Annotated in this window: 13 protein-coding genes; 7 read left to right on the forward strand and 6 right to left on the reverse strand. The window is 71.3% G+C overall.

What is annotated here, in order from left to right:
* The first annotated feature begins 102 nt into the window (after nucleotides 1-102).
* From N553_RS0112790 to N553_RS22580, 6 genes are all read left to right on the forward strand, one after another.
* Nucleotides 103-1,068, forward strand: coding sequence for a glycerophosphoryl diester phosphodiesterase membrane domain-containing protein (locus N553_RS0112790; RefSeq protein WP_231505255.1), 966 nt, complete (start codon nucleotides 103-105; stop codon nucleotides 1,066-1,068).
* Nucleotides 1,065-1,754, forward strand: a complete 690-nt coding sequence (locus tag N553_RS22575; protein ID WP_231505256.1) for a DUF4129 domain-containing protein — start codon at nucleotides 1,065-1,067, stop codon at nucleotides 1,752-1,754. Before N553_RS0112790 ends, N553_RS22575 begins: the two co-directional genes overlap by 4 nt.
* The gene (locus tag N553_RS0112800; RefSeq protein ID WP_028046846.1) at nucleotides 1,751-2,947 is read left to right on the forward strand and encodes a DUF4350 domain-containing protein; all 1,197 of its coding nucleotides are present in this window, start codon (nucleotides 1,751-1,753) and stop codon (nucleotides 2,945-2,947) included. Before N553_RS22575 ends, N553_RS0112800 begins: the two co-directional genes overlap by 4 nt.
* Nucleotides 2,944-4,092 carry a MoxR family ATPase gene (locus N553_RS0112805; protein WP_231505257.1) on the forward strand — a complete coding sequence of 383 codons (1,149 nt, stop codon included), beginning with the start codon at nucleotides 2,944-2,946 and terminating at the stop codon, nucleotides 4,090-4,092. The genes N553_RS0112800 and N553_RS0112805 overlap by 4 nt, the downstream gene beginning before the upstream one ends.
* A gap of 16 nt (nucleotides 4,093-4,108) precedes the next feature.
* Complete coding sequence (locus N553_RS0112810; RefSeq protein ID WP_028046848.1) at nucleotides 4,109-5,401, forward strand: DUF58 domain-containing protein; 1,293 nt, start codon at nucleotides 4,109-4,111, stop codon at nucleotides 5,399-5,401.
* Nucleotides 5,402-5,466: 65 nt separating this feature from the next.
* The gene (locus N553_RS22580; protein WP_034621874.1) at nucleotides 5,467-6,627 is read left to right on the forward strand and encodes a winged helix DNA-binding domain-containing protein; all 1,161 of its coding nucleotides are present in this window, start codon (nucleotides 5,467-5,469) and stop codon (nucleotides 6,625-6,627) included.
* 14 nt (nucleotides 6,628-6,641) lie between these two features.
* Here N553_RS22580 and N553_RS0112820 read toward each other — a convergent pair whose 3' ends face one another.
* Nucleotides 6,642-7,631 (reverse strand): stage II sporulation protein M, encoded by a 990-nt coding sequence (locus tag N553_RS0112820; RefSeq protein WP_028046849.1) that lies wholly within the window; start codon nucleotides 7,629-7,631, stop codon nucleotides 6,642-6,644.
* Nucleotides 7,632-7,735: 104 nt separating this feature from the next.
* Between N553_RS0112820 and N553_RS0112825 the strand changes: the two genes are divergently transcribed.
* Nucleotides 7,736-8,557: an RDD family protein gene (locus N553_RS0112825; protein WP_081844541.1), complete on the forward strand. Its 822-nt coding sequence runs from the start codon at nucleotides 7,736-7,738 to the stop codon at nucleotides 8,555-8,557.
* Between the two features lie 9 nt (nucleotides 8,558-8,566).
* Here N553_RS0112825 and ahcY read toward each other — a convergent pair whose 3' ends face one another.
* The 5 genes from ahcY to N553_RS0112850 form a co-directional block, all read right to left on the reverse strand.
* The gene (gene ahcY / locus N553_RS0112830; RefSeq protein WP_028046851.1) at nucleotides 8,567-10,048 is read right to left on the reverse strand and encodes an adenosylhomocysteinase; all 1,482 of its coding nucleotides are present in this window, start codon (nucleotides 10,046-10,048) and stop codon (nucleotides 8,567-8,569) included.
* Between the two features lie 147 nt (nucleotides 10,049-10,195).
* Nucleotides 10,196-11,128, reverse strand: coding sequence for a cation diffusion facilitator family transporter (locus tag N553_RS0112835; RefSeq protein ID WP_028046852.1), 933 nt, complete (start codon nucleotides 11,126-11,128; stop codon nucleotides 10,196-10,198).
* Entirely contained in the window at nucleotides 11,128-11,334 is a 207-nt protein-coding gene (locus N553_RS0112840; RefSeq protein ID WP_028046853.1) for a Trm112 family protein, read from the reverse strand. Before N553_RS0112840 ends, N553_RS0112835 begins: the two co-directional genes overlap by 1 nt.
* A complete protein-coding gene (locus N553_RS0112845; RefSeq protein WP_028046854.1) occupies nucleotides 11,331-12,803 on the reverse strand; it encodes a phosphomannomutase/phosphoglucomutase in 1,473 nt (490 codons plus the stop codon). The genes N553_RS0112840 and N553_RS0112845 overlap by 4 nt, the downstream gene beginning before the upstream one ends.
* A 22-nt stretch (nucleotides 12,804-12,825) precedes the next feature.
* The gene (locus N553_RS0112850) at nucleotides 12,826-13,107 is read right to left on the reverse strand and encodes a hypothetical protein (RefSeq protein ID WP_028046855.1); all 282 of its coding nucleotides are present in this window, start codon (nucleotides 13,105-13,107) and stop codon (nucleotides 12,826-12,828) included.
* Nucleotide 13,108: the final 1 nt, after the last annotated feature.

Below are 13,108 nucleotides of genomic sequence, written 5' to 3' on the forward strand. Positions count from 1 at the left end.
CCGTCCGGGTACCCCCAGCCTCCGGCGTACGGGCAGCAGCAGCCGACCCCACCACCAGGCTGGGGCGGGCAGCCGCCCGTCGCACCCGGATGGGGACAGCCGATGGCGCCGCCACCGGGTGCGTCCTGGCGACCGCCCGCGCTGCAGCCGGGGATCATCCCGCTGCGACCGATCGGCCTCGGCGAGATCTACGACGGCGCCTTCCGGGCGATCAGGGCGAACCCGAAGGTCATGTTCGGGATGTCCGCGATCGTGGTGACGATCGCCGTCGCCCTGCAGTCGCTCATCTCCTGGTACGTCGAGGGCCTGGTATCGACGCAGTTCACGGACCTGGCTGCCGAGCTGGATCCGCAGGGCGTCGCCGGGCTGGACTCGACCCTGAGCGCGATGGTCGGGGAGCTGTCCGGCCTGCCGATCACGGCGCTCGCCACCACCGTCCTGACGGGTCTGCTGATCGTCTCGGTGAGCCGGTCGGTCCTCGGCCAGGTCGTGACCGTCCGGGAGGTGCTGAAGGGAGGGCGTGTCTGGCTCGTCGTCGGGTTCTCGTTGCTCCTGACCCTCATCGTGTCCTTGGTCCTGGGCCTGGGCGTCGGCGTCGTGACGCTCCTGGGCGCGAGCGGGAACCTCGGGATCGGGATCCTGCTCGGTGTGCTGGGCCTGATCGCCTACGTGATCGCGACGTTCTGGGTCAGCGTGCGGACGCTTCTGGTCGCACCCGCGCTGATGCTCGAGGGCAAGGGTTTCTGGTCGACGATCAGGCGGGCGTGGCGGCTGACGCGCGGCGTCTTCTGGCGGTTGTTCGGGATCTGGCTGCTGACGAACATCCTGGCGAACATCATCACCGCGATCTTCACGGTCCCGGCGCAGATGTTCGGGCAGCTGTTCCTCGGCGACACCGCCGGCAGGTCGTTCGCGTCCATCGCCGTGAACGGGGTGGCCAACGTCATCGCCCTGACCCTTGCGACGACTTTCGTCGCCGCCGTCACCGCGTTGCTGTACGTCGACGTGCGGATGCGTCGCGAAGGGCTCGACGTCGAGCTGGCGCGCGCAGCGGAGCAGACCGCGTGACCCTGTCGGCCTGGGCGGTGATCGGCGCAGCACGCCTGCCCGTCACCATCCCGGTCGACCCGGATGCCACGACGGCGCAGCGCTGGGCGACCGAGGAGCTCGCGGACCCGGTGTACCACCAGCGTCCCTCGCTGCTGAACCGCATCATCGAGTGGCTCTCCGAACAGCTCTCCGGCGTCACCGCGACCGGGCTCCCGAGCCCCGTCGTCCTGCTCCTGGTGGTCGCCGTCATCGCGGCCGTCGTCGCCGTCGCGTTCATCGTGAACGGGCCGGTCCGACGATCTCGCCGGGTCGCGTCCGAACGCAGCGTCCTCGACGCCGACGACGTCCGGACGTCTGACCAGATCCGACGTGCAGCCGACGCGGCCGCCGGCGCCGAGGACTGGACGCTCGCGGTGGTCGAGCGCTTCCGCGCCATCGTGCGTGGGCTCGAGGAGCGCACGGTGCTGGACGAGCGCGCGGCGCGCACGGCGCACGAGGCCGCCGACGCCGCGGCCGGTCGTCTCCCTGAGCTCGGCAGCGACCTGGTCACGGCCGGCTACCTGTTCGATGCGGTCGCCTACGGCCACGAGGCCGCGAGCGCCGCGGACGACCACCGTCTGCGCGACCTCGACACGCGGGTCCGCGCAGCACGGCCCGTGGCACGCGCACGGACCGCGAGCGATGCTGTCGGTGTGTCCTCGTGAGCGTGTACGCAGGACCGGCGGAGGCTGTGGTCGGTGACGGGACCACGGGACGCTCACGTGCGGCGTCCCGCTGGCGCCGATGGCGGCTGCCCCTCGGGATCCTCGGGCTGCTGTGCCTGGTGGCCCTGCTCGCGGCCCTCCCGCAGCCCGTCACCTCGACGGTGCCGCTCGCGCCCGACAACCCTCTGCCGGCCGGCGCACGCGCAGCCGCGCAGATCCTGGGCGAGCAAGGTGTCGACGTCCACTACGTTCGCCGGATCACTGACGTCGAGCGGCTCGCCGGACCGGGTACGACCGTCCTGCTCGTCGGGGACCAGCTGATCGACACGGAGCACACCGACGTGCTTCGAGAGACGGGTGCCGACCTCGTTCTCGTCAACGCGAGCTGGGCGGTCAGCGAGCTGACCGAGTCCCTCGGCTACGGGAACGGTTCTGGCGGCGTCGAGACGCGCACCGCGGAGTGCGACGATCCTGACGCCGTCGCCGCCGGGACGATCACGGCCAGCGGCTCCGTGCTCGCCTTCGGCTCGGACGCCGTCGTCTGCTTCCCCGCGCCCGGCACGTCGTCGAGCACCGGCGGGGCGTACGCCGTCACCAACGTCGACGACCAGCGCGTCGCCGTCCTCGCCGACACGGAGCCTCTGACCAACGAGCGGCTCGCGGACGAGGGAAACGCCGCCCTCGTGCTTCGGACGCTGGGCCGGCACGAGGTGCTGGTCTGGTACATCCCGTCGGCCGACGACCAGGACCCGCTCGAGTCCGGCGGACCCGGGATCACGGACGTCGTCCCGCCGCTGGTCAGCCTCATCGGCCTGCAGCTCCTGCTCGTCGCGGCGGCAGCAGCGCTGTGGCGCGGACGTCGCCTCGGCCGCATCGTCACCGAACAGATGCCGGTCGTCGTGCGCGCGGGCGAGACGACCCGCGGGCGCGGCCGCCTGTACCGCCGCTCCGGTTCCTTCGGACATGCTGCGGCGGCCCTGCGCGCGGGTGCCACCGCGCGCTCGTGCGCCCGGCTCGGACTGCCGCGCTCGGCCCCGCCCCAGGTGGTCATCGACGCCCTGGCCCGGGCGTCCGGACGCAGTCCCGGGCAGATCGAGGCGCTCCTGTACGGGCCGCCCCCCACAGACGACCACGGTCTCGCGCAGCTGGCGCGGGACTTGGACCATCTCGAGAGCGAGGTTCACCGATCGTGAGCGACGACAGCCTGCAGTGGCCGCAGACGGCGCCCCCTGCCCCGTCCCCGTACGGGGCCACGCCGCCACCGGCACCGCCGCACGCTGCTGCACCAGCCGGGTCGGGTGCCGTGCCGTCGAGCGGGTACCCGAGTGCCGCACCTGCGGCTGCGCCCCCGGCTGCCACGGCAGCACGCCCCGCGCAGACCGGCCCGTCGCAGGAGCTCCGAGCGGCGCTTGCAGCGGTCCGCGCCGAGGTGTCCAAGGCGGTCGTCGGGCAGGACGCGGCGGTCTCAGGACTCGTCATCGCACTCCTGTGCCGCGGGCACGTGCTGCTCGAGGGCGTCCCCGGGGTCGCCAAGACGCTGCTCGTGCGCACGCTCTCGGCGGCACTGGACCTTCAGACGAAGCGCGTCCAGTTCACGCCCGACCTCATGCCTGGTGACGTCACTGGCTCGCTGGTCTACGACGCGCGGACGGCGGAGTTCTCGTTCCGCGAGGGACCGGTGTTCACCAACCTCCTCCTCGCCGACGAGATCAACCGGACTCCTCCCAAGACCCAGGCGTCCTTGCTCGAGGCCATGGAGGAGCGGCAGGTGTCCGTCGACGGGACACCTCGCCCCCTGCCGGACCCGTTCCTCGTCATCGCGACACAGAACCCGGTCGAGTACGAGGGCACGTACACGCTGCCCGAGGCCCAGCTCGACCGCTTCCTGCTCAAGCTCGTCCTCGGGCTTCCGGAGCGCGACGAGGAGATCGAGGTGCTTCGTCGGCACTCTGCCGGCTTCGACCCGCGAGACCTGCGCGCAGCCGGAGTACGACCGGTCGCCTCGGCGTCCATGCTCGCTGCGGCTCGCGCCGAGGTCGCCCAGGTCCAGATGTCGCCCGAGGTCCTCGGGTACACGGTCGACGTCTGCCGGGCGACGCGTCGCTCGCCGTCGCTGTCGTTGGGTGTCTCGCCGCGCGGCGCGACGGCACTGCTCGGCACCTCGCGGGCCTGGGCCTGGCTCTCGGGCCGCAGCTACGTCACACCGGACGACGTCAAGGCGCTGGCGCACCCGACCCTGCGCCACCGTGTCCAGCTGCGACCCGAGGCCGAGCTCGAGGGCGTCAGCACGGAGAGCGTCCTCGACACGGTCCTCGCGTCCGTGCCCGTCCCTCGATGACGCAGGCACGGGGCTGATGGCGATCACCTGGCGGGCGGTCGCGCTCACGGCGGCCGGGATCGTTGCGGTGGTCCTGTTCCCGGCGACCGGCACGGTGCTGCTGTGGGCCGTGCTCGTCGTCGTGGTGGTCGCGCTCGACGCCGTGCTCGCCGCGTCCCCACGGCAGGTCGCGGTGAGCCGCGAGGTGCCGTCGTCGATCCGCATGTCGCAGACCGCACGCTCGACGCTCACGCTGACGAACCTCGGTCGCCGACGCCTGCGTGCCCTCGTGCGCGACGCGTGGCCGCCGTCGAGCGGTGCCGACGAGAATCGGCACCAGGTTCTCGTCCCACGAGGCGAGGGTCGTCGGGTCTCGACGGTCCTGGCACCGACCCGGCGAGGGGACGCGCACGCCGACCGTGTGACGATCCGGACCGTGGGCCCGTTGGGCGTCGCGGGTCGACAGGCCTCGCTGACGGTGCCCGGTCGGCTGCGCGTGCTGCCGGAGTTCGCATCCCGCAAGCACCTGCCGAGCAGGCTCGCCCGCCTGCGTGAGCTCGACGGCCGTGCCGCGGTCCAGGTGCGGGGTCCGGGCACGGAGTTCGACTCCCTGCGCGAGTACGTGATCGGCGATGACGTGCGCTCGATCGACTGGCGCGCGACCGCCCGGAGGGCCGACGTCGTGGTCCGTACCTGGCGTCCGGAGCGCGACAGACGCGTCCTGATCGTCCTCGACACCTCTCGGACCTCGGCGGTCCGGGTCCAGGACGCACCCAGGATCGACGCGTCGATCGAGGCCGCGCTGCTGCTCGCCGCACTGGCCACCCGCGCGGGCGACCGGGTCGAGCTGATCGTCTACGACCGCACCGTGCGCGGCCGGGTCGCCGGTCAGAGCGGTCCGCGGGTGATGCCTGCGTTCGCGGACGTGCTCTCGCTCGCTGAGCCGCAGCTCATCGAGGCCGACTGGCCGGGCGTCGTCGCGCAGGTGCGCCAGCGGCTGAGCCAGAGGGCCCTCGTCGTGCTGCTCAGCGCGCTCGATCCCGCCGCAGTCGAGCACGGGCTGCTGGGCGTCGTGAACCAGCTCACCGAGCGGCACCAGGTGGTGCTCGCGTCGGTCGCCGACCCGGAGGTCGACGACCTGCGCACTGGCCGGCAGGACGCGGCCGCGATGTTCGACGCGGCCGCGGCCGAGCGCGTGGGCCTCGAACGTGCGGCGGTGGCGGCCCGCCTGCGCCAGCGGGGCGTCGAGGTCCTGGACGCCCTCCCCGACGACCTCGCACCTCAGCTGGCAGACCGGTACCTCGCCCTCAAGGCGGCCGGCCGGCTCTGAGCATCGGTCTGGCCGCGGACAACATCGACCGCAGGCCAGGCCGACATCCGAGACAGGAGACCGATGTGGCTGCACCCGTTCCCGGCGACCTGCTCTCCTCCGCACAGCTCAACCGAGCGCTCCTCGCGCGACAGCACCTTCTGGATCGGCACAGCGGGCCCGCGCTCGAGGTGGTCGAAGACCTGGTCGGCCAGCAGGCGCAGAACGCCTGGTCGCCGTACGTGGGGCTGTGGAGCCGGGTCAGCGGGTTCCGCCCGGCCGAGCTGGGCGATGCGATCTGGGACAGGACGGTTGCCCGCATCGCGGTGATGCGCGGCACGATCCACCTGGTGACGCGCGACGACGCGTTGCTCCTGCCCGCGCTGATGGCTCCGCTGTACGCACGGGACCTCGAGGTCAACGTCCAGCACGCGGCGGGGCTGCGGGGCGTGGACGTCGGCGAGGTCACCGCGGTCGCCCGCACTCTGGTCGAGCTCGAGCCGCGCGTCACCACCGACCTCGGCCGCCTGCTGGCGGAACGCTGGCCGCAGGTTGCGCCCAGCACGCTCGCGTACGCCGCCCGCGGCACCCTTCCGCTCGTGCAGGTTCCGCCACGAGGTGTCTGGGGCAGATCGGGTGCGACGACATGGACCACCGCGGACGCATGGTTCGGCACCGCGTCGGCAGACCTGTCCGAACCGGACGTCCTGGAGCGCGAGCACGAGCGACTCGTGCTCCGCTACCTGCGGGCGTTCGGTCCTGCGTCCGTCGCGGACGTCCAGAACTGGTCGGGGCTCAGGGGTCTCCGTGCTGTCGTGGACCGTCTGGGCGACCAGCTCGTGCGGTACCGGGCGGATCCGCCTCCCGGCGGTGTACGACCGCGTGAGCTTCTCGATGTGCCTGATGGGCCGCTTCCGGACCCCGGGACGCCCGCGCCGGTGCGCTTCCTGCCCGACCTCGACAACGTCCTGCTGGGACATGCGGACCGGACCCGGATCATCTCCGAGGAGCATCGTCGCTCGCTCGCCACGTCGAACGGCGTCGTCCCGCCCACGTTTCTGCTCGACGGCCGGGTGGCCGGCACATGGGCGGTGTCCCGGGAACGCGACGCCCCTGCGACGCTCACCGTCCGCCCGTTCGCGCCGGTGACGGCCGCGGACCGCAGGCTCGTCGAGGACGAGGCGGAGGCCTTCGTCCGGTTCATGGCCGACGATGCCGTCGCGCACCGGGTCGTCGTGGAGGACTGACCACGCTGCCCGGCTCAGCCGGCCATGGCCAGGACGTACCCGGCGCGGTCGTCCTCGAGGTCACCGGTCTCACCGTCGCGGACCGCTCGCCGTCCCAGCACGATCGTGTAGACCCAGAAGAGGGTCACGGCGATCGCACCGAGCGTGATCTTGAGGGACCACGGCAGCGTGGACCCTGTCACGAAGCCCTCGATCAGGCCGGAGACCGCCAGGGTGCCGATGAGCCCGATCGCGACCGTGATGAAGGCGCGACCCTCCTGAGCGAGCGCGCGCGACCGGGTGCGGGGCCCAGGCACGAGCCACGTCCAGAAGATCCGTAGCCCGGCGGCACCCGCGACGAAGACCGAGGTCAGCTCGAGGAGCCCGTGGGGGGCGATCGACTGGAGGAACACGTCGAGCTGTCCGTGCGCAGCCATCATCCCGCCGGTCGAACCGACGGCGATCGCGTTGCTGACCTGGAAGTACAGCGGACCGATCCCCGTGATCCCGGTCGCGACGCAGACCGCCGTGAGGAACGCGTTGTTGGTCCACACCATCGCGGCGAACCCGGGTCCCGGCTCGTAGTACTGCTGGAACATGTCGTCCACGTACCGCTGCTGCTCGGCAGGGGTGCCCATGAGCGCGAGAGCCTCGGGCTGGGTGGCCACCCACACCCCGGACACGGTGGCCAGGACGGCGAAGCCGAGCGCGACCGCCGCGGTCCACCAGCGGATGCGGTAGAGCGCGGCCGGGAGCGAGACGACGACGAACCGCGTGACGTCCCGCCACCCGGCCTGGTGCGACCCTGCGATCGCCGCCCGCCCGCGGGCCACGAGCTGGGAGAGCCTCGCGACAGTGACCGGATCCGGCGCGCTGGACCGGATGACCGAGAGATCGGTCGCGGCAGCCTGGTAGAGGCGGACCAGCTCGTCCACCTCGGCTCCGGTGAGCCGCCTGCGACGCGCGAGCTCGTCGAGCCGTGCCCACGCGCCTGCGCGCACCCGCTCGTACGCGTCGAGGTCCATGTGCACAGCCTGCCATCCTGCACGCGCTGCCAGCGGCTACTCTGCGGCAGGAGCCCGGCCGGAAGGCTGTGGATGCACGCGGGGACGGATGGATGGGGGCGAGCATGGCGAACATGGACGGGATCGTCATCGGCGAGGGTGTCGTCCTCGATGCGAGGCCGACGTCCTCGGCCGTCCGCCTGCTCGCGGCGCTCCTCGACCTCCTGGTTCTCGGCGTCGTCGTGTTCCTCCTGATCATCGTGCTCTCCAGCATCTCGCCGACCACGGAGGAAGCCGCCCGGATCACCAGCGTGGTCTTCATCGCGACGATCACGGTGGTCATCCCGACGACTGTCGACACGTTGACCCGGGGCAGGTCGCTCGGAAAGCTGGCCCTCGGCATTCGCATCGTCCGGGACGACGGCGGCCCGATCGTCTTCCGTCAGTCCCTGGTCCGGGCGCTCGTCGGCATCGTCGAGCTCTGGCTGACGTTCGGATCGGTCGCCCTGATCACGTCGACCGTCAACCCGCAGGGCAAGCGGGTCGGGGATCTCCTGGCGGGGACCTACGCCGTCCGGGTCCGGGGATCGGCCCCACAGCGGCCGCCACTGTCGATGCCGGCGCAGCTCGCGGGCTGGGCGGCCAGCTCGGACATCGCCCGGTTGCCCGACGGCCTGGCGCTGTCCGCTCGCCAGTTCCTCGGTCGCACGGCCACCCTGCACCCGACCTCACGGGTGCAGCTGGGTACCCGGCTCAGCGAGGAGGTGCAGCGCTACGTCAACCCGCTGCCCCCGTCGGGTACCCACCCTGAGGCGTTCCTCGCTGCGGTGCTCACCGAGCGTCGGAACCGGGAGTTCGTGGCCTTGGAGAGGGCCGGGCACCGGGACGCCGTCGAGGCGATGCAGCTGCACCGGCTCCCGCACGGCATCCCAGACCCGGTCGACTGACGTCGCCCGTCAGTACCTGTAGTGCTCCGGCTTGTACGGGCCGGCAGCGTCGACTCCCAGGTACTCGGCTTGCACCTTGGTCAGCTCCGTGAGCCTGACTCCGAGCGCGTCGAGGTGCAGGCGCGCCACCTTCTCGTCGAGCACCTTGGGCAGCCGGTAGACCTCCCGGCCGTACTCCCCGGGCTTGGTGAACAGCTCGATCTGGCCGATGACCTGGTTGGAGAACGAGTTGCTCATGACGAACGACGGGTGGCCGGTCGCGTTGCCCAGGTTCAGCAGACGCCCCTCCGACAGCACGATGATCGACCGCTCGGGACGCCCCTCGTCCGCGGGAAACGTCCACTCGTGCACCTGCGGCTTGATCTCCGTGCGCGTGATCCCCGGGACGGCGGCCAGGCCGGCCATGTCGATCTCGTTGTCGAAGTGCCCGATGTTGCCGACGACGGCCTTGTTCTTCATCGCGGCCATCTGCGCCGCGGAGATGACGTCCTTGTTGCCTGTGGTCGTGATGAAGAAGTCCGCCTGGTCGATGACGTCGTCGAGACGCGCGACCTGGAAGCCGTCCATCGCGGCCTGGAGCGCGCAGATCGGGTCCACCTCGGACACGATGACGCGCGCGCCCTGGCCCCTGAAGGCTTCCGCAGCACCCTTGCCGACGTCTCCGTAGCCCGCGACGAACGCGACCTTGCCGCCCATCAGCACGTCGGTGGCGCGGTTGATGCCGTCCGGCAGGGAGTGGCGGATGCCGTACTTGTTGTCGAACTTCGACTTGGTGACCGAGTCGTTGACGTTGATCGCCGGGAACAGCAGTCCGCCCGCCTCGGCGAGCTGGTACAGGCGGTGCACGCCTGTCGTGGTCTCCTCGGTGACCCCCTTAATCGCCGCGGCGATCGTGGTCCAGCGCTGCGGGTCGGCGGCCAGGGACGCCCGGAGCGTGTCGAGGATGACCGTGAGCTCCTCGGAGTAGTCCGCGTCGCCGGGAACCGGGTTGCTCGGCACCGCGCCCGCCGCCTCGTACTCGACGCCCTTGTGCACCAGCAGCGTCGCGTCGCCACCGTCGTCGAGGATCATGTTCGGGCCGGCTCCCCCGGGCCAGACGAGGATCTGCTCGGTGCAGTCCCAGTACTCGGCCAGGGACTCGCCCTTCCACGCGAACACGGGGACGCCGGTCGGTTCGTCGACCGAGCCACTGGGCCCCACGACGATCGCGGCGGCAGCCTCGTCCTGCGTCGAGAAGATGTTGCACGACGCCCAACGGACCTGCGCGCCCAGCGCGACGAGGGTCTCGATGAGGACGGCGGTCTGCACGGTCATGTGCAGCGAACCCGCGATGCGGGCGCCGGCCAACGGCTGGGTGGGGCCGAACTCGGCCCGCAGCGCCATGAGTCCCGGCATCTCGTGCTCGGCGAGCCGGATCTGGTGACGGCCGGCCTCGGCCAGTGACAGGTCGCGGACCTTGTAGCGTCCGGGGGCTTCGGAGAAGGTGGACATCTCACTCCTGACGGGTGCGCAGCGATGGGCAGTCGATAGGCACAGCGGAGCGGACCGTCCGAGGACGGGACACTCACGCCGGCGCGACCCCTCTCGGTCTGCGGGCATCACCCACGCCGTCGCGGCCATGCTAACCGCGCGACGGCCCTACGCCGAGGTTTCGACGGCCCTGCGCAGGTCCGGTTCGAGGTAGATGACCCGTGCGATCGGGACGGCTGCGCGCACGCGAGTCTCCGCCGCGTCGATCGCGGCGGCCACGTCGGCGGCGCTGGTCGCACCGTCCACCTCGATCTTGGCTGCCACCAGCAGCTCCTCCGGACCCAGGTGCAGGGTGCGCAGGTGGATCACCGACGCGACCCCCGGGCCGACGAGGGCGGTGGTGATCGCGTCGACGTCCTTGGCGGTCGCCGACTCGCCGAGCAGCAGCGACTTGGTCTCCATGGCGAGCACGATCGCGATCAGGACGAGCAGGATGCCGATGCCCGCCGTGCCGAGCGCGTCGAACTTCCCGTTCCCCGTGATGAGGGTCAGCGACACACCGAAGAACGCGAGGACCAGGCCGATGAGTGCGCCGAAGTCCTCGAGCAGCACGACCGGCAGCTCGGGCGCCTTGGCGGTCCGCACGAACGAGACCCACGACTGGTCACCACGCGTGTGGTTGGACTCGATGATCGCGGTGCGGAACGAGAAGCCCTCGAGCACCATGGATGCGCCCAGGACGACCAGGGGAACCCACCACCAGCGCCCCTCGATGGGGTGCGGGTCCTGCCACTTGTGCCAGGCCTCGTACAGGGCAAACAGGCCACCGAGGGAGAACAGGACAATGGACACGATGAACGAGTAGACGTACCGCTCACGGCCGTAGCCGAACGGGTGGGCGGCGTCGGCCTCACGTCGGGCCCGCTTGCCACCGAGCAGCAGGAGCAGCTGGTTCCCGGAGTCCGCGAGCGAGTGCACCGACTCGGCCAGCATGGAGCTGGACAACGTCAGCAGGTAGGCGATGAACTTGGTGAGCGCGATGCCCAGGTTGGCCGCGAGCGCCGCCAGGATGGCTCGGGTACTGCCGCCCTCGTGCGCCATCAGCCGCGCCGGACGGGGACAGCCTCGTCGACGAGCAGCACCGGGATGCCGTCGCGCACGGGGTACGCCAGGGGGTCGTCAGGATCCGTGGAGACCAGTGTGGGTTCACCGTCGGGCCCGACGCCGTCCACAAGGGTCGCGCCGGTCACGGGGCAGCGAAGGAGGTCACGAGCCCAGGGCGCGAGCACGCGCGCGTCGTCACTCATGAGGCGTCCTGCCGCACGAGTGCGAGGACGTCATCACGGACCTTCTCCATGATGTCCTCGTCCGCCGCCTCGACGTTCAGGCGCAGCAGCGGCTCGGTGTTCGAGGCACGCAGGTTGAACCACCACTGGGGGTGGCCGTCCCAGTGCGACACCGTCAGCCCGTCGAGCTCGTCGACCGTCACCGGACCGGCGCCCTGCGTGGTCACGTACGCCTCGATCACGCGCTCCCGCGCGGCCTGGACGTCGGTCACCCGGGAGTTGATCTCACCGCTGGCGGAGTACGGCTGGAACTGCTCGGCCAGGGCCGACAGCGGGTGCGGCTGACCCCCGAGCGCGGCGAGCACGTGCAACGCCGCCAGCATGCCGGTGTCCGCGAAGAAGAAGTCGCGGAAGTAGTAGTGCGCGCTGTGCTCGCCCCCGAAGACCGCGTCGTTCTGCGCCATCTCCGCCTTGATGAACGAGTGGCCGACTCGGGTCCGAACCGTCGTCGCGCCCGCTGCGCTGAGCAGGTCGGGCACGACCTGCGACGTGATGAGGTTGTGGATCACGGTCGGCGTCCGCCCGGCGGCACGCTCGCGCGCCACCTCACGCAGGCCGACCAGAGCGGTGATCGCCGAGGGGCTGACCGGGTCACCGTTCTCGTCGATCACGAAGCACCGGTCCGCGTCGCCGTCGAAAGCCAGGCCGATGTCGGCGCCGTGCTTGACGACCGCTGCCTGCAGGTCGCGCAGGTTCTCCGGCTCGAGCGGGTTGGCCTCGTGGTTGGGGAACGTGCCGTCGAGCTCGAAGTAGAGCGGGACCACATCGAGCGGCAGCTCGGGCAGGCCGGCACCCGTGCCGAGGACGGCCGGGGCTGTGAAGCCACCCATGCCGTTGCCCGCGTCGACCACGACCTTGAGGGGTCGGATGCCGGAGAGGTCAACCAGCGACCGCAAGAACTGCGAGTAGTCGGTCAGCATGTCCTGGTCGGAGATCGTGCCGATCTCTTCCGGTCCGACCAGCGGGATCTCGCCGCTCGCCAGGTAGTCACCGGCGAGCTCGCGGACCTGGGTCAGGCCGCTGTCCTGGCCGACCGGGCGCGCACCCTTGCGGCAGAGCTTGATCCCGTTGTACTTCGCCGGGTTGTGGCTGGCCGTGAACATGGCACCCGGGATGTCGAGCGCACCCGACGCGTAGTAGAGCCCGTCCGTCGAGGCGAGCCCGATCCGGACCACGTCCACGCCACGGAGCGAGAGGCCCTCGGCGAAGGCCGCGACGAGCTCAGGACCGGACGGGCGCATGTCGTTGCCGATGACGACGCGGGCCCGACCCTCGCTCTCGGGGATCACGACGACGTCGGCGAACGCGGCGCCGATCGCTCGTGCGACCGCCGGGTTCAGCTCCTCGGGGACGACACCCCGGACGTCATAGGCCTTGATCAGGGCAGACAGATCGACACGGTCGGCTGCAGGGGAAGTCACGGGCGTCATGCTACCCGGCGGGGAATCGGCCCTAGTCCTGCGTCTCGCCGCCCATGACCTCTTCCCGGGACAGGGGCGCGCCGTCGCCGTCGAGCGGGAACCAGTTGCGCTGCTCGCACGCGGGGCAGGACACGAAGAGCACCTGCTTGCCGGACGTCAGCGCCATCCGGATCCGGGTCATCTGCGTCTCGCCGCACCGCAGGCACGCTGCGGTGCCGGGGATGGCCGGACCGCCAGGCTGGCTGATCGAGCCGAGCGGCTCGGTCGCCTGCTGAGCACGCGCCCGGGCAGCCTCACCCTTGCGGCGGGCCACG

Origin of the sequence: Cellulomonas sp. URHE0023 (assembly GCF_000688475.1) — a bacterium.
In the GTDB taxonomy this organism is placed as follows: domain Bacteria; phylum Actinomycetota; class Actinomycetes; order Actinomycetales; family Cellulomonadaceae; genus Cellulomonas.